The sequence below is a fragment of the Rhodococcus sp. SG20037 genome, from assembly GCF_031763325.1.
GTDB classification, from domain to species: domain Bacteria; phylum Actinomycetota; class Actinomycetes; order Mycobacteriales; family Mycobacteriaceae; genus Rhodococcus_F; species Rhodococcus_F qingshengii.
The window spans coordinates 5,579,555-5,600,347 of record NZ_CP134497.1 but is presented as its reverse complement, the minus strand read 5'-3'; the positions used below and the strand labels follow the sequence as shown (position 1 = coordinate 5,600,347).

The window sequence follows — 20,793 nt, the reverse complement described above, 5'->3', positions numbered from 1 at the left end:
GGGGAACACGATGTCCACAGTTCCGGCCGCACGACCCGATCCAGACCCGCGAGATGTCAAGCGCTGGAGACGATACCTCGCCGACGAACAAGCCGAGGCCGCCGTCTACCGAGACCTCGCGAGTAGGCGCAGCGGCGAGGAGCGCGAAATCCTTCTCGCACTGGCCGATGCGGAGGGGCGACACGAGGCGCACTGGCGAGCGCTACTCGGCGATCACGTCGGCAAACCACTTCGCGGCGATATCCGCACTCGGATACTGGGCTTTCTGGCCAGGCGCTTCGGCTCCGTCTTCGTGCTCGCTCTTGCACAGCGCGCGGAGACGCGATCCCCGTATCCCAACGACGCCGACGCGACTGCATCGATGGGCGCGGACGAGAAGATCCACGAAGAAGTGGTGCGGGCCTTGGCCACTCGGGGTCGGAACAGACTTTCGGGGACGTTTCGTGCCGCCGTCTTCGGAGCCAACGACGGCCTCGTCAGCAATCTCGCTCTCGTGCTCGGCATCAGCGGTAGCGGCGTCTCCAATCAGATCGTTCTGATCACCGGCATGGCCGGGCTTCTGGCCGGCGCCCTGTCGATGGGCGCCGGCGAGTACGTTTCAGTCCGCTCGCAGCGAGAGTTGTTGGAAGCGTCCAATCCTGGTCCGGCTGCCAGCGAAGCTGTCGGACTGCTCGACGTCGACGCGAACGAATTGGCCCTGGTCTACCGGGCCCGCGGCATGTCCGCCGAGGAAGCGGATCAGCGCGCCGCCGAGGTCCTCGCGAACAGCACCTTCGGCGCCGCCGACGTTGTCGACGACCATGAAGCTGTCGGAACCGGGTTGGGCGCAGCGGCGGCAAGTTTCTGCTTCTTCGCCTCGGGCGCAATCATTCCGGTGCTGCCGTATCTGTTCGGCCTGGAAGGCATGACGGCTCTGATCGTCGCATCTGTTCTCGTGGGGATCGCGTTGCTGACGACGGGCGTTGTGGTCGGGTTGCTCTCGGGCGGGCCGCCATTCAAGCGGGCGCTACGCCAACTTGCGATCGGCTACGGCGCTGCCGGCGCGACGTATCTGCTCGGCATGTTGTTCGGGACCTCGCTCTGAGCGTCGGCTCATGCGCGTAGGGCGGGATCGCGGTGAGCCGGATCGATCCGAACCGGAATCTGGCACACCACGGCCTCGGTGTGTTTGCGCAGTGCATGAGCGATCTCATCGGTCCGTTGGCTCGGGAGGAACCGGTGCCATCTGGTCGCCGGGTCGATGGTGGCGACGACAACAAAGGTCTCTCGGTGGGGGAAGTGTGTGCGGATGTATCGGGCGAGGGTGTTCCCCACGGAATTCTCGGTGTCCTCGATGACGATCAAACGCGAATTCGGATGTCGGGCTTGCCATCGGCGTGTGAAGTCCGTCGTCGATTCGTGGGCCAGGCAGACTCGAATTGCGATGGGCTGTGACGACATCGCCGTTGCCGCGGCCATCGCGCGGGTGGAGAGCGACGTAATTTCGGACACCGGTACTAGGACCGCTGGTTTGTATCCGATGGACAGAGAATCGTTCTCACCCTGAACGGTTAACCGCGTACCGATATGTGTGTACGCACCGCGGATGCGTTCCATGCCGAGGACGAGCGCAGGGAGCGCGAGAGCGATCAGCCAGGCGCCCTCGGTGAACTTCATGGCGGTAGTCACCACTGCTGCGATCGAAGTCAACGCAGCCCCGAAACCGTTGAGCGCCAATCGCCACTTCCAGCCCGGTGTCCGTTCGGCGAGCCAGTGGCGCACCATGCCGAACTGCGCGAGCGTGAATCCGATGAACACACCGATGGCGAACAGCGGCACCAAGGTGTTCATGTTTCCGCCGGATCCGATGAGCAGGAGAGCACCGACGCCTCCGAGCGACAAGACGCCGTACGTGAAGACGTCGCGCGTCGACTTCCGGCTGAAGCGGTGCGGGAGCACGTTGTCGTCGGCGAGGATTCGCATCAGATTGGGGAGTCCGCCGTACGAGGTATTCGCGGCCAACGCCAACAGAATCACAGTGGAGAATTGGACGACGTAGTAGCCCACACCATTTCCGAGGGCAGCGGAAGTGAGTTGCGACAGGACCGTTGTTCCAGGGACTGGGGCCAGTGAGAACTTCTCGATCAACACGGCAAGGCCGATCAACATGGTGCCCAAAAGGATTCCCAGAGCTACTTCGGCGCGCTGAGCGCTACGCACGCGAGGCTTCTTGAAACTGGGTACGGCATTGGCGATGGCTTCGACACCGGTCAATGCGGCGCAACCACTCGAAAATGCCTTGAGCAGAAGGAGAATGCCGATCGTGTGTGCATTGTCGACGATAAAGGGAGCCGTTGCGGCGGCAGGGTTTTCCCGAAGCAGTCCGGCACCGATCACCGTGAAGATGCTGACGACAAAGATCACGGTGGGCAACATGAATACCCGCGCGGAATCTGCGATACCCCGCAGATTCAGTGCCGTGATGCCGCCGAGTATCGCCAGTGCGATCCAGACCGTGTGGGGGAGAAGTGCGGGGAAGGCGGAGGTCAGAGCCGCGACACCGGCTGCGATCGATACCGCGACGTTGAGGGTGTAGTCGACGATCAACGACGCGGCGGCGGTCAAACTTGCCCGCGGGCTCAGATGCTTCTTTGCGACGGCGTAGGCGCCACCGCCTTCGGGAAATGCGGCGATCACTTGGCGGTACGACGCCACCAGGACCACAAGCAGCACTGCGATGGCGATTGTCACCGGCACGGTGAACCCGATCCCTGCGCCGCCGGCGAGGGCCAACACCAACACGATGGCTTCTGGCCCGTACGACACCGAGGCCATCGCGTCGAGCGAAAGCCCTGCCAGTCCGGTTGCGACGGAGAGCTTCTGATTCTCTGGCCCACGGGCCGGGCGGGTCGTCGACGATATGACTCCACGGTGTCCGAGTATCACTGCATGTCTCACCGAGTCAGTATCGTCATTTCCCGTAGCTCTGAGACTGATCTTGACGATGCTTTGACGCGATGGCCCGCAAATCTGTACGGGTTCACAACGGGGGTTCGAGTCGCGGGAAGCCTTGTGACAGCTGATCAATCCAGCGAGCGCGCTTGGCGAGAATATCGCGGTTCCGAGACTCCGATTGGGCGGCGACGTGCGAAAGTAGGTCGCGAAGTCGGCCCAGAACGAGTGGCGAGTTCGATGCCGAGGCTATGACGTCGTCCAGTCCGGTTCTGACGAAGCTCGTGAAGTCGGGCAGTGGAATCACCACACGCAGATCACCACGCTCGTCGACGGCCCGGATCGAATCTGCGCGTACGGAGGCCACCAGAGAGAGGAGGTCCTCGATCTCGTCCAGAGCCTGCACGGCCGTCGCAGGATCGTTGATAGCGGGTGAGAGCGCTCTGAGCGCGATGTCAGCCAACAACCGAATCGCGAGTAGGGGGTCCTGGGTGAAGGTCCGCTCACTCCCACTGACCAAGGCGTCAAGGATCGTGTTGGCGGGCATGGGTCCGCCGTAGACGTCGGCGAGCGGCAATCCGTCTCGCAGCGTGCTACCCGGCGACACTCGGAGGACCACCATGGATCGGCAGTTCCGAGCGTTCTGCAGCAGATCTTCGACGAGGATCTGCTGCAGAACGGCCGGCGGTCGATGCCACTCGATTGTCGTGATCACCGGAAGTGTTGGTAGAGGAAGCAACTCCAGATCAGTGGTGGGGTACACGGCGGCGAAGACTGCTCGGCCACGACTCGAGATCGTGGTCAGTACAGGAGCCAACTGGATGGCCGAGAATGCGCGCAGCTGGAGCAGCCTGATCAGCGTCAGCGTCGCCAAGAGCGCCAGCACTGCGAGGCTGGGCACGATCACCGACACGTCCGTTTCGTTGCTGATGGCGAGCGCCGCCGTGATGTCGAAAACCGACTGGCCTATCGCGAAGGCAAACGTCCGCCACACGATGGGGTCGTCGCGGAACAACAACAAGCGAGGAGTGAAGGTGGTCGCGGCCCACTGGACGACGAGGAACAGCAGCGAGAAGATCACTGCCACTACACCCAGTAACCCCAGTCCGAGGGCAACGAGCATCTCGCTGACCTGACGGGCGGGAATCATCGGGCCGCTCCGGACATACGGCATCCCCAGTCCGGCAGCCAGTCCCACGACGACGCACAGGATCTGGGTCAGGCCTGCACGTACACGGCGCCGGGGGACGAGGAAGGCATGCCCGATCGGGGTGGGAGCGAAACGTCCGGGCTGATCCACACTTCAAGCCTCCACGCTGCGGCAATGGTGCGCCTTCACCCGAAACGGATGATGTCGACGTCGTCGTGATCCTGAAACGCTTGAAAGAGCCATGTGAGAGACAGAAGGCGAGACGTCATGACGGATCCGACAGACCAGAGCCGCGCCGTACTACCGATTCCGGATCGACAACATCTTGGTCTGGTGACGTACGACGCGAAGGATCCGGACACCGAGTTTCCGCCGATCACTCCGCTACTACCGCCGGCCGGCGCACCCAATGTTCTGGTGGTCCTGTTGGACGACGTGGGATATGGCGCGAGCAGTGCCTTCGGAGGACCAGCGGACACACCGACTGCTGAGCGATTGCAAAGTAATGGGCTCACGTACACGCGGTTTCACACGACGGCACTGTGTGCTCCGACCCGCGCCGCTCTTCTGAGCGGGCGCAACCATCATTCGGTCGGCATGGGATCGATCACCGAAACCGCTACCTCGGCTCCTGGTCTTTCCGGCCTGCGGCCGAATACCAAAGCCGCACTGCCGATGACGTTGAAACTCAACGGATACTCGACGGCGCAGTTCGGCAAGTGTCACGAGGTTCCGCCGTGGCAAACATCCCCGGTGGGACCGTTCACATCGTGGCCGACGGGAGAAGGCGGGTTCGAGCACTTCTACGGATTCATCGGCGGGGAGAACAACCAGTATTACCCGGCTCTGTACGAGGGCGTCGCGCCTGTCGAGCCGGACAAGACACCGGAGGAGGGTTATCACCTCACCGAAGACCTTGCCGATCACGCGATCGACTGGGTTCGCATGCAGAAGTCCTTGGCTCCGGACAAGCCGTTCTTCGTCTATTTCGCTCCCGGCGCTACCCATGCGCCGCACCATGTTCCGAAGGAGTGGGCCGACAAGTACGAGGGGCGGTTCGCAGGAGGTTGGGATGCTCAACGCGAGTCGATTCTCGAGCAGCAGAAGCAGCGGGGAGTCGTTCCCGCGGATGCGGTTCTCACCCCGCGCCCTGAGGCCATTCCGGCGTGGGAGGACATGAGTGAGGAATTGAAGCCTGTCCTCGAACGCCAAATGGAAGTCTATGCAGGATTTCTCGAACACACCGACTTTCATGTCGGCCGGCTTGTCGATGCGATCGAAGAACTCGGGGCTCTCGACAACACCCTCGTGTACTACATCATCGGCGACAACGGAGCATCCGCAGAGGGGACTATCAACGGGGCCTTCAACGAGATGGCCAACTTCAACGGACTCGCCGCCATCGAGACGCCGGAGTTCATGGCGGAAGTGAAAGACAAGTTCGGCACCAAGGACGCGTACAACCACTATTCCGTGGGGTGGGCGTGGGCAATGTGTACGCCGTATCAGTGGACGAAACAGGTTGCGTCACACTGGGGTGGCACCCGTAACGGGACGATCGTGCACTGGCCTGCAGGGATTCGGACCAAGGGGGAGACGCGGTCGCAGTTCACCCACGTCATCGACGTTGCACCGACGATCCTCGAAGCCGCGAAACTACCGGAACCGACTTTTGTCAACGGCGTCCAGCAATCGCCCGTCGAGGGGACCAGCATGGTCTACACCTTCGACGACGCCGAAGCCCCGGAACGCCACGATCTGCAGTACTTCGAGATGGCCGGCAATCGCGGTATCTATTACAAGGGTTGGAGTGCGGTCACCAGGCACAGCACTCCGTGGCTGTTCGCGGAGGTACTCCCCGCTCTCGACGACGACGTCTGGGAACTCTACGACGGGTCACAGGATTGGACGCAGTCCAAAGATTTGGCGGCCCAGATGCCGGAGAAACTCGCTGCACTGCAACGTTTGTGGTTGATCGAAGCGGTCAAGTACAACGTGCTCCCCATCGACGACCGAAGATTCGAGAGGTTCAACCCTCACATCGCGGGGCGCCCGCAGTTGGTGTCGGGGAACAGACAGGTTCTGTTTCCCGGAATGAAGCGACTGAGCGAGCACAGCGTGCTGAGCATCAAGAACCGATCGTTCAGTGTGACAGCAGCTGTCGACGTCGCGGATGGCATCACAGCAAACGGTGTGATGATCGCGCAGGGAGGCAGGTTCGGGGGCTGGGCACTCTACGCGCGGGAAGGTCGCGCCAAATTCGTCTACAACTTACTGGGCATGACCGAGTTCGTCATCGGCTCTGACGAAGACATTCCGGCAGGATCCCACCAGATCAGGGCTGAGTTCGCCTACGACGGAGGTGGTCTCGCGAGAGGTGGCGGGGTCACGATCTATCACGACGGTCGCGAAGTGGGCTCGGGTCGCGTCGAGCAGACTCAACCGATGGTGTTCTCCGCGGACGAGACCACCGATATCGGTGACGACTACGGCATGCCTGTCAGTGTTGATTACAGTGGCGCAACCACATTCAACTGCCGTATCGACGTCGTGCAGATCGATGTCGGTGACGACGACCATACCCACCTGATCGATCCGGAGGAGGTGGCGCGAGTGGCGGTGTCCAGACAGTGATTTCACCGACAACAGCAGTCGCCATCTCCTGAGGGAGGGTCGCAATGCCGACCGTCATCCGAACTGTTCACGATCTGGTCCGCCACGCGCGCGGGCCGACGCACCATCACCACCATCAATCCGTGCACGAGGCGCGGCGAATGCGTGCCCACCACATTCTGGTCACGCATTCGCTCGCCTGATTTCGGGGCTACAGGTCGCGCGCCAATGCTCGTCCGGCTGCGCGGCCCGAGAAGATGCAGCCGCCGAGGAAGGTCCCCTCGAGTGCGCTGTAACCGTGGACTCCGCCGCCGCCGAAGCCCGCGACTTCACCGGCTGCGTACAGGCCGTCGAAGACACTGCCGTCGGCCTTGATGACCTGCGAATCCAGGTTGGTTTCCAAGCCGCCGAGAGTCTTGCGTGTGAGCAGGTGCAACCGGACCGCGATCAGTGGGCCGTTCTTGGGGTCCAGGATCTTGTGCGGTGCAACGACGCGCACGATCTTGTCTGCCAACAGATTACGGGCACCGTGGATGGCGGTGACCTGGAAGTCCTTGCTGTACTTGTTGTCGACTTCGCGGTCGCGGGCGATCATCTCGCGCTCGATGTCCTCGTAGTCGAGGAGCGGTTCGTCAGTGAGGGCGTTCATGCCGTCGACCAGATCACGAAGGTTGTTGCGCACAACGAAGTCGGCGCCCTTCTGCTTGAACGCCTCGACCGGTCCCGGCGCGCCCTTCTTGATTCGTTCGAGGAGGAGCTTGAAGTCGCGGTTGGTGAAGTCCGGGTTCTGTTCCGATCCCGAGAGTGCGAACTCCTTCTCGATGATCTTCTGGTCGAGGATGAACCACGTGTACTCGTGGCCGCTGTCCAGGATGTACTTGAAGGTTCCCATCGTGTCGAAGCCCGGGAAGTTGGGGACCGGCAGACGCTTGCCGGTGGCGTCGAACCACATCGAGGACGGTCCGGGAATGATTCGGATTCCGTGGTTCGGCCAGATGGGATTCCAGTTCTGGATGCCTTCGGTGTAGTGCCACATGCGGTCGCGGTTCACGATGTTTCCGCCCGCGGATTCGGTGATTTCAAGCATGCGCCCGTCGACGTGCGCCGGTACTCCCGTCAGCATGTGCTTGGGTGCCTTGCCGAGTCGCTCGGGCCAGTTCTTCTTCACCAGTTCGTAGTTGCCGCCGATTCCACCGGAGGTGACCACGACGGCCTGTGCGGCGAACTCGAACTCGCCGACGGGAGTGCGTGAGCTCTTCACGCCGCGCAGATCACTGGAAGGTTCGAGGACGGTTCCTCGTACACCGGTGACCGCGCCGTCGGTGACCACCAACTGATCCACCTGGTGGCGGTGCTTGAACGTGACCAGTCCGCGCTTCTGGGCCGCAATCACCTTGGTCAGAAAGACATCGACCACGCCGGGGCCGGTTCCCCAGGTGAGGTGGAAGCGCGGCACCGAATTGCCGTGTCCAAGAGCCATTCCGCGGCCGCGTTCGGCCCAGCCGACATTCGGCATCAGGCGAAGCCCCAGATCGTGCAGGTACTGACGCTTGTCGCCGGCCGCGAACTCGACGTACGCCTTGGCCCACTGACGCGGCCAGTGATCTTCGCGGTCGCGGTCGAATCCCGCTGTGCCCATCCAGTCCTGCATCGCCAACTCGAGGGAGTCCTTGATGCCGAGTCGGCGTTGTTCGGGGCTGTTCACGAGGAAGAGTCCGCCGAGAGACCAAAATGCCTGCGCGCCGAGGTTGGCAGCGTTCTCCTGTTCCACGACAAGGACTTTGCGGCCCGCCCGCGTCAGTTCGTAGGTGGCGACCAGTCCCGCCAGCCCTGCCCCGACAACGATGACGTCAGCTTGTTCGCTCACGACAACTCCTCTTCCGATTGGTTGTTCTGGATTATTTCGCTGTAGGACAGCAGAATTCGAGTGAAGATATCGCGGCGCAGTGCAAAGGCGGCGTTGGTGTCGGTATCGACGAGGCACTGCACGCTGGTGCCGTCGTGCACTGCAACCAATGCCCGTCCCAACGCCGTCGGGTCGCCGACGATTGTTCGCCCGACATCGCTGAGTGCGGACTCCACGATGGGCAACAGGGTGCGAAGGATCGCGTCTTCACGGTCGGCAAGGGCTTTGCGAAGTGCCGGGTTACGGAGCGCGTGGGCTGTGAATTCCGCGTTGATCCGGTACCACTGGGGGTCGACCGGAACCACCGCCACGATCCGGGCGACAGCGGCATGGATGTCGACGGTGTTGCCGGCGGTGATCGACTCCGTCGCCAGCCGTAGATCGGCGAGCATTGATGCAGATCGCTGCTCCCACATCGCGAAGAACAATTCGTCGAGTGAATCGAAGTTGGAGTAGAACGCGCCTCGGGAGTATCCGGCGCGTTCGCAGATCTGCTCGACCGTGGCGTGCCCGAACCCGGATTCGGAGAAGACATCTGCAGCCGCGTCGAGCAGGCGCTGCCGGGTCTGACCACGGCGTTTGGTGACACGCTTGGCCGGAGAGTTGTCCGTTCCAGTCGTCATCGGCGCCTCCGTCAGGGTGGGACCCCAAACGATACACCGATGTATCCGATGCGCAGGCGTATCTCGATCTGTTCTTCTTCGCAGGTATTTCTATGCATATCTAGTAAATGTGCAAGAGAGGTGAATATTCAGATGTGATCGCTACAGATGCAGATCACGCTTCCTGATCGCCGCAGTGGCGACGACGCTGATCGCCGAGGTAGCCACCAGATATCCACAGGCCAGCCACGGTGAACCGCCGGTGGCGCCGATCAGTGCAGTAAGGATCAGAGGTGTGACGCCGGAGGCGTAGATACCAGAGAACTGGTAGACGACCGACAACCCGGTGTACCGGATTTCTGTGGGGTAGAGGCTCGCATACAGCGTTCCCTGGGCGCCGTAGAACAAGGCATGAATCACTCCGAAGACCACGACCATCGCGACTCCGAAGAGCAGGAGATTCTCGGTACCGAACAGTGCGAAGGCGGGGAAGATCGCGAGGCCGTACGCGGCGATGCCCACGATGTAGACCCGTTGCGGGCCGAACCGATCAGCGAGTGAACCGGAAAACGGCAGCAAGATCGCCATCACTACTGCGGCCACGGTGACCACAAGAAGTACCGGAACCTTTTCGAAATGCAGAGTCTTGGTTGCATACGTGATTGCAAAGACGCCCCAGGTGTTGAACGCGGCGCCCTCGCCCCAGCGAGACAGCATGCCCAGTACGGTGTTTCGCGCGACTCTTCCTTGAAAGACTTCCCTGAGCGGGGCGGATGAGCGCTGTTCGAGGTCGCGAACGGCCTGAAATGCCGGCGTCTCGTCGACCTTCAAACGGACCACCAACCCCACGATCACGAGTACCAAGCTCAGAACAAAGGCTATGCGCCAGCCGAAACGGAGAAACTGTTCGTCGTCGAAGACCGTTTGAAGTAGTGCGAACATTCCTGTGCCCAAAGCCAAGCCGAGAGCCAGTCCGATCTGCGGGATGCTGCCGAACAGCCCGCGCTTCTTCTCCGGACTGTGTTCGACCGCCAGAAGAACGGCTCCGGCCCACTCACCACCGAGAGCAAATCCCTGCAGGATACGAAGCAGCAGAAGCAGAATCGGTGCAACGACCCCGATTTGAGCTGCGGTCGGAAGGACACCCATGAGCGCCGTCGCGATACCCATGATGAACATCGTGAGGGCAAGCGTTTTCTTGCGCCCGATGCGATCGCCGATGTGACCGAACACCACTCCGCCGATGGGGCGAACGAGAAAGCCGACCGCGAAGGTCGCAAAAGAAAGCATGGTCCCGACAAAGGAACTCTGGTTGGGGAAGAACAGTTGGTTGAAGACGAGGCTCGCGGCCGTCGCGTAGAGGAAGAAGTCGTACCACTCGACCGTCGTGCCGAGCAGGCTCGCGGCGACGACGGTTCTCAGTCTGGATCGCCGCTCGTCGTCGGTCTCGTTCGAGAACGGTGAATTGTGCTCGACTTCGGCAAACGTGGTCATCGGAGCCCCCGGGTCGCGGTGCAAATTCACGAAGGTATCGCCGGAGCCGAAAGTGGGCACCCGTAGCGATCAGGGTGATTTCAACCCTGTTCTTCGAGGTGGACTGTGGTTGTAATGACAGAAGAGTTCTGCCTGTTCGTCGACGAAAGGAATCACCGTGTCACTGCGCTTCCACTGGTTCTTGCCTACTTACGGTGATTCCCGGAATCTGATGGCGGGTGGGCACGGCAGCTCGATGTCCGGTGATCGTCCGGCGACGCTGAAATACCTGAATCAGATCGGCGCGGCCGCCGAGACGAACGGCTTCGAGGCCGTCCTCACGCCGACCGGCGCGTGGTGCGAAGACGCATGGCTGACGACTGCGATGATGCTCGAGACCACCGAGACGCTCAAGTTTCTGGTTGCTCTGCGACCGGGATTGCTCAGCCCGACGCTGGCCGCCCAGATGGCCGCAACCTTCCAATGGCAGTCGGGCGGTCGTCTGCTGCTCAACGTCGTGACCGGCGGGGAGGACCACGAGCAGCGCACGTTCGGTGACTTCCTCGACAAGAACCAACGGTACGCACGATGCGGCGAGTTCCTCGACGTGATCCGCCAGTTGTGGTCCGGTAACGGTCCGGTTGATTTCTCCGGCGAGTACGTCAACGTGGAAAAGGCTACGCTGCAGCGTATTCCGGATCCGGTACCGCCCATCTTCTTCGGCGGATCGTCGCCGGCGGCCGGAACCGTCGCATCGCGTTACGCGGATACGTATCTCACGTGGGGTGAGACGCCGTCCGCTGTTGCCGCCAAGATCGCCTGGATCCGCGACCTCGCGGAAGTCCAAGGTCGTCACCTCGACTACGGAATCCGTCTGCATGTCATCAGCCGGGACACCTCGGAACAGGCATGGGCAGAAGCGGATCGGCTGCTCAGTGCGCTCGATCCGGCGACCGTCGAGCAGGCTCAGGCGAGTCTTGCGCGATCCGGCTCCGAAGGTCAGCGTCGAATGCTCGAATTGCACGGCGGCGGTTCGGCTTACAAGGAGGGCGTCGGAGCGAGGTCGCTGGAGATTGCGCCGAACCTGTGGACCGGCGTCGGATTGGTGCGAGGGGGTGCAGGCACCGCATTGGTCGGTTCGCACCAAGAAGTGGCTGATCGGATTGCCGAGTACGCGGCGATCGGTCTGGATCACTTCGTATTGTCGGGCTATCCCCATCTCGAAGAGGCGTATCAGTTCGGTGAGGGCGTGCGTCCGATCCTCGAAAAGCGTGGATTGGTAGCACCGCACGGTTCGGTCGGCGGACCGGTGCGAACGCCCTTCGTCTCCAGTGGGAACTGAGTCGAACAGCGAGCTCTTCGAGAAGGGGACGTTTGTCCCGATCTTTCGGGCACGGCCTCCCTCCGGGACTATTCACGCAATTCGGTCAGTAGATCCGTTCTAGGCTGCGCACTGTTGCCGAACTCAAGGCGCAGTACGAAAGGATCCTCGATGAAGCTGGGCACGAGTGGAGTACGTCGCGTCGTGGGAACCGTGGCAGTCGCCGCTGCAACCGCGGCAGGCGTCGCGATGGTCAATCCTGCAACTGCGTCGGCCGAGGTGGTCCCGCCGGTCGTCTCGTACAAGGTGACCGGAAACGATCTGGCACTGACGATCACGAACAACAACACGGGCATTGCCCCGTTGTGCCAGGCGTTTGTCGTCAACGCCGCGGATTCTGCTGCCGTGCTTGATGATCCGCTCAAGCTGCTCGATCCGAACCTTGTGGTGTACCCCAAGATCACCGACCCGTCCTCACTGTTCGCCGTCGGTAAGGGGCAGACGGTCACCAACACCGTGACCGATGTTCCGGACGGAACCTACGCCGTGCTCGGTGCCTGCTCCGATCTTCTCGATCTGGAGACGTTGGGTAAGCCTGTTCCTGGCGTGCCGAGCCTCGTTGTCATCGGTGGACCGTTCAGCGGCATCAATACCGGAAGCCTGAGCGACCTGTTTGGCAGCGGCAGCCTCGAAGGACTTTTCGGGTAGCTCACCGTCTGTCTCCCCAATTTTCCGACTGAGCGGTCTATTCTTCAGGCATCTGGTGATCTGACCGACTTGCCTGGAGGTTCGGAAATGCGAAGTCGTGGATTCAAACGCGCTCTCGGAAGCATTGTCGCGGCGTCGGCCGCCGTCGTGGGACTGGTTGTCATGACTCCGGCGACGGCGTCGGCAGCACCGGCGATTCTCCCGCCTCCGGTGTCGGTGAGCGCAGCGGACAATGCGATCACCTTCACCATCACCAATCCGAACCCGCGGTTCAGCTTCATCAACTGCACAGTGGCGATCCTCAACGCCAGGGATGTCCCCGACGTGATCCGCGATCCGGCAAAGCTGCTCCAGCCCGGCGTGTTGGTGTATCCGACCGTCAGCAACATCCTCGATCTGTTTGCCGTTTCGCCTGGGCAGACGATCACGCGGACCGTCGGGAATCTGCCGGCCGGGGTGTACGCCGTTGCGGGAGCGTGCGTTCGACTGCTCGATCCGACTAACCCCACTATCGCGATTCCGCAGGCCGTTGTGGTCGGCGGCTGGTTCGAGGGCGCCGGAACCGGAAGTCTCTCAGGATCTTTGGAGGACCTGGGATACAACACGGTCCAGGACTTGATCGACGCGTGGAATCGAATCAGCTCGGGAAGCAGCGGCGGCAGCTTCCAGTTCGACTACCAAGGTGGCTCGGATTTCGAGGTAGTAGGTCCCGCGTCGTAATCGGTCCGGCTCACTTGCGCGCGCGGTGGCGTCGCACCGCGTCGCGATTCGCACACGTGGGGGAGCAGTACCGCTGATTGCCGTTGCGTGAGGTGTCCGCATAGATGTTGGTGCACTCGTCCAGGGTGCACCGACCTAATCTGTGCATTCCGCGGCCGACGAGGTGCAGCGCCGTGCCTACCGAGAAGAGGGCTTTGAGGACCTCGGCGAGCGACTGTTGCGGATCGCGGTAGTGCAGATGCCACCCGTCGTTTGCGTGGTTGGTCATGCGCGGATACGCCGACGCTTGCTCGAGCATGACGTTCACCAACTCGGCGCGGGCTGCCTCCTCCGTGACGTCGACGATTTTCGACCACTCGATCAGAAGGTCGAGGGTCTCGTCGAGGTCCTTCTCGGCGATGGGGAAATCGAGAATGATGCCTGCATCGACGCAGCGTTCGACGAGTTCGGCCAAGGTCTCGGGATTTCGATTGGCCAGGTCGGCGGCCAGCGTCACCGCATATTCGCCGTAAGGGTTGAGATGCACAATGCCATTACATCATGCTCGTCGTATGAAGAAAACAGATTTCGCGCCGATAAGTTGCATCCACCGCTGGGAGATCGAATCTCGGCATCGGACCAGCGAGGGGACGGTCACCTACCTGCGCTGCCATTGCGGGTCGTGGCAGACCTTGCTCGCCGAATGGGTGTCGGGCGGTGCGGGCTCGGCCGTCGCTGCGCCGATCAAGGTCAGGTCCAGGTAATGGTCAGCTAATCGCTCCGTTTTGCCTCGGGTGACATGGAACGTGTTCTAGATTCAGGGTTGTATGCCTCGGTATCGCGGCGCAGACTCTGAAAGGGAAGACGATGCAGTTCAACCTCGCTGATGTATTCGAAACCGTCGCCAGCTCGGTGCCTGATCGCGTCGCCTTGACTTACGAGGGAGAGAACTTCTCCTACGCTGAGCTGGACGCGGAAGCCAACCGAACGGCCAACCTGCTCGCGCAAGCCGGCATCTCGCGCGGCGATCATGTAGCCCTGTTCCTGAAGAACAGCGTCGAACATGTCACGTCGATCCTCGGGTTGATCAAGATCCGTGCGGTCCCGATCAATGTGAACTACCGGTACACGCCCGCCGAGCTGGAGTACATCTTCACCAACTCCGACTCGGTCGCAGTGGTCGTGGAACTCCCCGAGCATCAGCGTGTCCTTGCTTCCCTTTTCGGTGCATGCCCGAAGGTGAAGACGGTGATCGTGATCGGCGAGGTCGAGGCCGAACTGGTCGCTGCCGCGAAAGCGCATGAAGTGTCGGTGGTTTCCTTCGACGACGCTCGCGAGATGTCACCGGTAGGGGAGTTCGATTCTCGTTCGGGCGACGACGTGTACCTGCTCTACACCGGCGGGACGACCGGATACCCGAAGGGTGTCATGTGGCGTCACGACGACTTCTTCCGTAAGCCGCTCTCCGGCGGAAATCCGTACGGCGAGGAAGCTCGACAGGACCTCGCCGAGATAGCCAGCGCTGCAAAGGAATTTCCGGAACTCTCGTTCCTCATTGCCGCCCCCCTCATGCACGGCGCAGCGTTGTATTCGCTGTTCACCTTCCTCACCCTCGGTGCCCGCGTGGTTCTACGACGAGAATTCGTTGCGGAGAAGGTCGTCGAAGCGATCGAGAAGGATTCGGTACAGGTGATCCTGATCGTCGGTGACGGCATGGGACTGCCGTTGGTCGACGAGATGGAACGACGCAAAGACGAGGTCGATTTCAGCAGTCTCTTCTCGATCACGTCAGGTGGTGCGATCTGGTCCACCAGCGTTCGAGACCGCATGCTGGCGGTGAAGCCGGACCTGCTGTTGCGGGACAACTTCGGAGCCTCGGAGTCCGGTAATGACGGCGCCTTCTCCATCGATGAGGCGGGAAATCTGCGAATGCCGCCCTCGCCGAACATGATCCTGGTCGACGAGCGGCTCGAAGAGATCCCCGCCGGCTCCGACGACGTGGGCTACATCGCGCGTATCGGAAACGTCCCGCTCGGGTACTACAAGGACGAAGAGAAGACCGCCCGCACGTTCCCGACCCGCGCTGACGGCACCCGTCTTTCGGTGCTCGGCGACATGGGCAAGGTCGAAGCGGACGGCACGATTGTCTTCCTGGGCCGCGGCTCACAGTGCATTAACACCGGCGGCGAGAAGGTTTTCGCCGAAGAGGTCGAGGCTGCCCTTCACGCGCATCCGGCGATCTCCGACGCGCTTGTCGTCCCCGCACCCGACGCGCGCATGGGGCAGCAGGTTGCCGCGGTGATCGCGACCTATCCCGAGTCCGACGAGCTGACTCTCGAAGCGGTTCAGGAACATTGCCGTAAGACGTTGGCCGGTTACAAGGTGCCGCGCACGATCGTGCTGGTCGATGAAGTCAAGAGGACCCCGGCCGGTAAGGCGGACTACCGCTGGGCGACGACACTGGCGTCGTCCTAGCAGTGTGGAGTGGGTGGCGACAACCTTTCACACGGATTTCACCACGACATAAGAGACATACCGGAAAGATGGCGCAGAGTAAGTCGTTCGCGCCTTGCGTCGTCACTCCACGAAAGGGTCTCAGCTCATGCTCATCATCGGAATACTTCTGTTCGGAATCGTCATCGGAGCGGGAGCCCAGTTGATTCTGGGACAAAGGGCCGCACGAGTGGATTGGACCTTCGCGTTCATCGCGGGAATCGGTGGTTCGCTGGTGGGCGGACTGCTTGTGAGTTTGATTGCGGGCGACGGATTATCATTGCGCCCGAGCGGCATCCTCGGGTCCCTTGCCGGCGCTGTCATCATCACCGCGGGGTGGCAGTGGTACCGCGGGAGGAACGCAACTACAACTACGCGTCCGTCTGATCGCTGATTTCCACAGTTCCGTCAAGGGACGGAGAGCGTCGACATATGACCGAACTACTCGATGAAGTCCTCACCGCACATGGCGGAGTCGAACGTTGGCAGTCTGTTTCAGCGATCACGGCACGGGGACGTTTGGGCGGTCTGCTGCCTCAGCGCTTCCCCGGCAACAAGCTGGCGAAGTTCACGGTCGAGGTTGAAGTCGCCGAGCAACGCACTGTCCTCCAAGACTTTCCGCGTGTCGGCGAGTGCGCTGTGTTCGACAAGGGCGTCGTGCGGATCGAAACTCGTGACGGCGAAGAACTCGGGAGGCGAACCGACCCACGTCCAGAGTTTTTCGGGTTGAGTGGAGTCCGGCGCAACCTCCACTGGGACGCGCTCGACACCGCTTACTTTGCCGGCTACGCCTTTTGGAACTATCTGAACGCACCGCTGCTGCTCGCCCGCGACGACATCACTGTCACCGAAGCCGAACCTTGGCAGGAATCCGGGCAGCAATGGCGACGACTACAAGCAACATTTGCGCCAGAAATCGACACCCATTGCCGGCAGCAGACCTTCTATGTCGACAACGGTGGCCTCATCCGCCGTCACGACTTCGTCGCCGAACCGGTAGGCAGCTGGGCGAAAGCTGCTCTCTACTGTGACCATCACCGTCAGTTCGACGGTCTCACCTTTCCCACTCGACGGCGCGTTCTCCCGCGGGGCCCAGGCAGTCGCGTTCTCTCGCGGCCGACCCTCCTGGCGCTCGACTTCGACGACATCGAGATCAAGCGATGAAAATCAGTTCTCGGTTACCTGTTGTCGAGTGTGAACAAACGGAACACGGTCCGCATGCACAGAACGACGCCGACGAAGCCCAGTACCGCACTCGCGAGTGCATAGCCCGACAGCTGAGGTGTGAGTTGTGGTCCGCCAGGTACGAACAGCAGGATCGCCGCGACGATCAGCGCGGTCACTCCCGCCGCCATACCCAGGGCGTTGTTCGCCGACCGTCGTAGCCATCGCCTGTCGTCGGGGTGTGCAACCGAGCGAGTGCGAAGTGTGAAGCTTCCCGACGCGATCGAGGTCGCGATCTGATCGAGCTGACCAGGCAGGCGCCGGACCACCGCGGTTGTGACCGCCGTCGTCGACAGGATTGCCTGCGCGGCTGCAGTCGGGCTGGCGACATGGGTCAACAGTCGGGGTACTTCGGCCCGAACAGCAGCGACGAGGTCGATCTGCGGATCCAGGAGCCGCAGGGCGCGCTCCAAGGACGCGAGCGAACGGAAAGCGGCGGCGACGTCTCCCGGCACTCCGATTCGGTGTTCGCGAAGCACAGTGAACATTCGCGCGAACGATGCCATGGAAACATTGGGTTGGACACTGAGCAGGGTGATCTCTCGGCCCACCTGGTGACGTAGTGCTCCGCGATCAACTTCGGGCGGCACGTCGAATGCCATCAGCATCGCGTCGACTGTCGCCACCGGATCACCTGCGAGGGCAGCGTTGAGGAGCACGGCGAACAAGATCCGTGTCTCGCCGTCCAGAACCCCTACTGCGCCGAAGTCGAGGAGCCCGACCCGGCCGTCATCGAGGATCATGATGTTGCCGGGGTGCAGGTCCGCGTGAAACACGCCGTGGACAAAGATCCCGTCGAGCAACGACGCAAGAAGTTCGTTGGCGATGCTGCTGCGGGTGTCGCGGTCGAGGCCGGTGAGCGCCGACTCACCGTCGGAAAGCGGTGTGCCGTGAAGACGTTCCATCACGAGCACCCGTCCGCTACTGAGGTTGGGGTAGATGTGCGGAACGACGATATCCGGGCGGTTCGACATGGTGGAAGCAATCGCGCCGGTATTCGCTGCTTCGGTGCGGTAGTCGAGTTCCTCGAGCAGTGACGTGACGAGGCCCCCGGCGAGTCGGTGAACGCCGATATCGCGTGCCCAGGGAAAACGGGTCTCCGCGAGCGCCGAAACGCGAAGGAAGATATCGCAATCCACGCTCACTTGCGCGCTCGCCTCGGGGCGTTGAACCTTCACCACAACGTCGACGCCTTCAACGGTGCGCGCGGAATGTACCTGTGCGACAGAGGCGGCGGCGAACGGCTCCACATCGAACCATGCGAACACCGACTCTGGTGCGTCGCCGAGTTCCGATGCCAGTAGCTCCGCAATGCGGACTGGATCAGCCGGTCGTGCCGAACTTTGCAGAGACGAGAGAGTGCGAGCCAACTCGGGTGGTATGAGGTCGTCTCGCGTGCCGAGGATCTGTCCCAACTTGACGAAAGTGACACCGCACCGGTTGATTACTTCCACTAGCGCGTCCCCGAACTGAGGCGCTGATGGCCCAGCACGAAGAGCGGGCCCGCCTCCCGCTCGCACGACGATGCCCATGATCTGGACGTATCGCTTGGTTCGGCGCCACGATTTTCGGCTGCGCTGCAATGCTTCTGGCGGTCCGGGGATGGATCCTGTTGGAAGGACAACTTCGAGGAAAACCAATGCGGCCAGGCATGCTGCGAACACCCAGAGCGCGACAACTCCGAAGAATATGAGCGCTGTTCCTACGCTCACCAGAAGTTGATCGTCCTGGCTGGCAATTCCTGCAAGTGTTGCGACGTATCCCGACAGTGGAACCCCCACCGAGAGTGCTATCACCGCGACCGCAAGGGTTCGCGGCCATCCGACTCTCGTCCCCAGCGTTCGTCGCATCACGCCCGCCAGTGCTGCTGCAAGAAATGGCGTCGTGACGATCCAGACCATCAAGTCCATTGCGATAGCGTACGGGTTTGCAATCTGCGATTCATCCAGGAAAACCCTGAGCCCACCCCGACTGACGGGTAACAAAGTCCGACAGTGCCCAAGCGTCGAACGTGCTCGGGCACTTTGGAGTTCATTCGCTCCGATGTCGACCCGTCCTGATCGAACGTCCAAAAAGAAGATAGTGCACCGCAGCAAAGAAACAATCACAGCGCACGGTGCGCTCAACCCTCGATCGCAGTGGATTATCGTCGAGGAGTTGCGCGATCGGCAGCCCTGAAATCGAACCAGTCGGGCGACCGTTGCGGTACACGATGCGGTTTCGCTGGTACCGTCGATGTCATGACTCTGCAGAAAGGCGCATGAGCGCCCACCTCCGGCGTAGGTTCCTGCGCCCTCGATATGTCTTCTTCGCCGCTGCTCACCTGTGGGTGGTCGACGAGCGTCAACCCGTTGCGGCACTGATTGATCCGCACACAGAATCGTTGGCGGGGTTGGTGGCGTGGACCGATCTTCCTCCGACCCCTCCGGGATTCGGCCCAGCACAGATCTCTGCCGACGAGTCCGGTTTGTGGATACAGAATCACCGCGACGGCCCTTTGGTTCACGTCGGTACCGACGGCATCGACCGGTCCGAATACACCGAAGGGCACCATCTGATCGGCGCGGGACGCGCCGGCGCCTGGTGTATGACGACTACACGCAGGCACAACGACATCTCACCCTCGCCGGATATTCCGCCACGGACGCTGAGGCGCAAACCGGCGCTGCTGGTGAGCAAGCCGGGTGGTGGGATGCGTCTGGTCGAAGTGGATGCCGCGGCGATCGTGTCGGCCGAGTTCGACGAATCCTCGCTCTATCTCGGTGTCGAGCACGATCCGTGGGAACGGGTGCCGCGCGTGGACGGCACGGGAGGAAAGCGGGCCGGGTTCGAGTTGCGTTACAGCTCATCGGTATTGCAGATACCTCTGCATGATCCGGCCCCGCTGCGCATCGACCGCAACACCTACCTGTGCGCGGAAAATCGGCAGGTCGGGTACGCCAGCGAGTATGCGGATGTGTCGTACAACGAAAACCATCGCCGCAAGCGCGCATTCGATGGCAACGTGCGCTGGTACTGGGGCAAAGACCCCATTGCGCGTGGCGCCACAACTGTACGGGCCTACCGTGGTGAGGTTCCGTCGCCGGTGACGACTTTGATGCTGCCCGGGATGGATGTCGCCCACGGGGTCGCAGGGGCCAGGAGGCTGTGGTTGGTCGCGAGGACCGCTACCCGTCCTGCCGGCGGTCGGTCGGTACTTTCCACCGGGGTCGATGGCGGCATCCATTCGCTGATCACCGGCGGCATCGACATCACCGATCGGTGCTGGCCTGTCGGGCCTGAGCCACTCGATCATCACGGGTACGTGCAGTACTGCCTGCGCGGTCTCGACCGAATGCGGTTCTCGGACAAAGTCGATCAGGTGAGCGCCACGTACGTCGGCCACTGGCCGAGCGGCCGGATCCATGTCCGATTCCGGCATCGTGACTACCCGGGACTGATGTTGACAGCTCGGCTGAATCTGTACGACGAGCTTGGTGTTCGTCTCGACAATCTCCTGTCCTACGCCTCGGCAGAGTTGAGGGAACAAGCCGACACCCGCGCCTACCCCGCGGCTTCCGAAGCGATCGCGGGAGTCCTGCATGTCTGAGCTGAGCGGCGCAGGCGATCGGGCCGGAAAGCTCACCGAAACCAGTGGGAGGCGCGTTGACCTAGGCCGCAGACGACCGATACC

Annotated in this window: 18 protein-coding genes; 11 read left to right on the top strand and 7 right to left on the bottom strand. The window is 61.8% G+C overall.

Translation table 11 applies throughout. From position 1 onward, the window contains the following. The first annotated feature begins 10 nt into the window (after positions 1-10). Positions 11-1,084, top strand: a complete 1,074-nt coding sequence (locus tag RHP72_RS25800) for a VIT1/CCC1 family protein (RefSeq protein WP_007729922.1) — start codon at positions 11-13, stop codon at positions 1,082-1,084. Between the two features lie 8 nt (positions 1,085-1,092). On the opposite strand, the gene RHP72_RS25795 is transcribed toward RHP72_RS25800, so the two are convergent. Together RHP72_RS25795 and RHP72_RS25790 are read right to left on the bottom strand one after the other, a co-directional pair. Then, positions 1,093-2,925 carry an APC family permease gene (locus RHP72_RS25795; protein ID WP_311094901.1) on the bottom strand — a complete coding sequence of 611 codons (1,833 nt, stop codon included), beginning with the start codon at positions 2,923-2,925 and terminating at the stop codon, positions 1,093-1,095. 94 nt (positions 2,926-3,019) lie between these two features. Continuing rightward, on the bottom strand, positions 3,020-4,231 hold the full coding sequence (locus RHP72_RS25790) for a DUF2254 family protein (RefSeq protein ID WP_165638981.1): 1,212 nt from the start codon (positions 4,229-4,231) through the stop codon (positions 3,020-3,022). Between the two features lie 117 nt (positions 4,232-4,348). Here RHP72_RS25790 and RHP72_RS25785 point away from each other — a divergent pair, with 117 nt between their 5' ends. Next, entirely contained in the window at positions 4,349-6,715 is a 2,367-nt protein-coding gene (locus RHP72_RS25785) for an arylsulfatase (RefSeq protein ID WP_166502700.1), read from the top strand. Positions 6,716-6,759: 44 nt separating this feature from the next. Further along, the gene (locus RHP72_RS25780) at positions 6,760-6,897 is read left to right on the top strand and encodes a hypothetical protein (RefSeq protein WP_153211511.1); all 138 of its coding nucleotides are present in this window, start codon (positions 6,760-6,762) and stop codon (positions 6,895-6,897) included. Positions 6,898-6,905: 8 nt separating this feature from the next. Here the strand turns inward: RHP72_RS25780 and RHP72_RS25775 are convergent, their stop codons facing one another. From RHP72_RS25775 to RHP72_RS25765, 3 genes are all read right to left on the bottom strand, one after another. Next, positions 6,906-8,561 (bottom strand): FAD-binding dehydrogenase, encoded by a 1,656-nt coding sequence (locus RHP72_RS25775; RefSeq protein ID WP_007729934.1) that lies wholly within the window; start codon positions 8,559-8,561, stop codon positions 6,906-6,908. Beyond that, complete coding sequence (locus tag RHP72_RS25770) at positions 8,558-9,223, bottom strand: TetR/AcrR family transcriptional regulator (RefSeq protein ID WP_065454946.1); 666 nt, start codon at positions 9,221-9,223, stop codon at positions 8,558-8,560. Before RHP72_RS25770 ends, RHP72_RS25775 begins: the two co-directional genes overlap by 4 nt. Before the next feature lie 141 nt (positions 9,224-9,364). Then, complete coding sequence (locus RHP72_RS25765) at positions 9,365-10,696, bottom strand: MFS transporter (protein ID WP_064444197.1); 1,332 nt, start codon at positions 10,694-10,696, stop codon at positions 9,365-9,367. 157 nt (positions 10,697-10,853) lie between these two features. On the opposite strand from RHP72_RS25765, the gene RHP72_RS25760 reads away from it, so the two are divergent. From RHP72_RS25760 to RHP72_RS25750, 3 genes are all read left to right on the top strand, one after another. Beyond that, the gene (locus tag RHP72_RS25760) at positions 10,854-12,017 is read left to right on the top strand and encodes an LLM class flavin-dependent oxidoreductase (RefSeq protein WP_003940457.1); all 1,164 of its coding nucleotides are present in this window, start codon (positions 10,854-10,856) and stop codon (positions 12,015-12,017) included. 150 nt (positions 12,018-12,167) lie between these two features. Beyond that, entirely contained in the window at positions 12,168-12,704 is a 537-nt protein-coding gene (locus RHP72_RS25755) for a hypothetical protein (protein WP_007729952.1), read from the top strand. Positions 12,705-12,791: 87 nt separating this feature from the next. Next, positions 12,792-13,424, top strand: a complete 633-nt coding sequence (locus tag RHP72_RS25750) for a hypothetical protein (RefSeq protein ID WP_125052113.1) — start codon at positions 12,792-12,794, stop codon at positions 13,422-13,424. 10 nt (positions 13,425-13,434) lie between these two features. Here RHP72_RS25750 and RHP72_RS25745 read toward each other — a convergent pair whose 3' ends face one another. Then, positions 13,435-13,950 carry a CGNR zinc finger domain-containing protein gene (locus tag RHP72_RS25745; protein WP_003940315.1) on the bottom strand — a complete coding sequence of 172 codons (516 nt, stop codon included), beginning with the start codon at positions 13,948-13,950 and terminating at the stop codon, positions 13,435-13,437. A gap of 25 nt (positions 13,951-13,975) precedes the next feature. On the opposite strand from RHP72_RS25745, the gene RHP72_RS25740 reads away from it, so the two are divergent. The 4 genes from RHP72_RS25740 (at position 13,976) to RHP72_RS25725 (ending at position 17,060) form a co-directional block, all read left to right on the top strand. Further along, positions 13,976-14,167, top strand: coding sequence for a hypothetical protein (locus tag RHP72_RS25740; protein WP_039973125.1), 192 nt, complete (start codon positions 13,976-13,978; stop codon positions 14,165-14,167). A gap of 103 nt (positions 14,168-14,270) precedes the next feature. After that, complete coding sequence (locus RHP72_RS25735; protein ID WP_007729954.1) at positions 14,271-15,878, top strand: AMP-binding protein; 1,608 nt, start codon at positions 14,271-14,273, stop codon at positions 15,876-15,878. A 127-nt stretch (positions 15,879-16,005) separates the two neighbouring features. Continuing rightward, positions 16,006-16,290, top strand: coding sequence for a hypothetical protein (locus RHP72_RS25730; RefSeq protein WP_042924918.1), 285 nt, complete (start codon positions 16,006-16,008; stop codon positions 16,288-16,290). Between the two features lie 38 nt (positions 16,291-16,328). After that, positions 16,329-17,060: a hypothetical protein gene (locus RHP72_RS25725; protein WP_042447058.1), complete on the top strand. Its 732-nt coding sequence runs from the start codon at positions 16,329-16,331 to the stop codon at positions 17,058-17,060. Positions 17,061-17,074: 14 nt separating this feature from the next. Here RHP72_RS25725 and RHP72_RS25720 read toward each other — a convergent pair whose 3' ends face one another. Beyond that, positions 17,075-19,030 (bottom strand): AarF/ABC1/UbiB kinase family protein, encoded by a 1,956-nt coding sequence (locus RHP72_RS25720; protein ID WP_231782590.1) that lies wholly within the window; start codon positions 19,028-19,030, stop codon positions 17,075-17,077. Between the two features lie 350 nt (positions 19,031-19,380). Between RHP72_RS25720 and RHP72_RS25715 the strand changes: the two genes are divergently transcribed. After that, entirely contained in the window at positions 19,381-20,709 is a 1,329-nt protein-coding gene (locus tag RHP72_RS25715; protein ID WP_134929656.1) for a hypothetical protein, read from the top strand. Positions 20,710-20,793 lie beyond the last annotated feature (84 nt).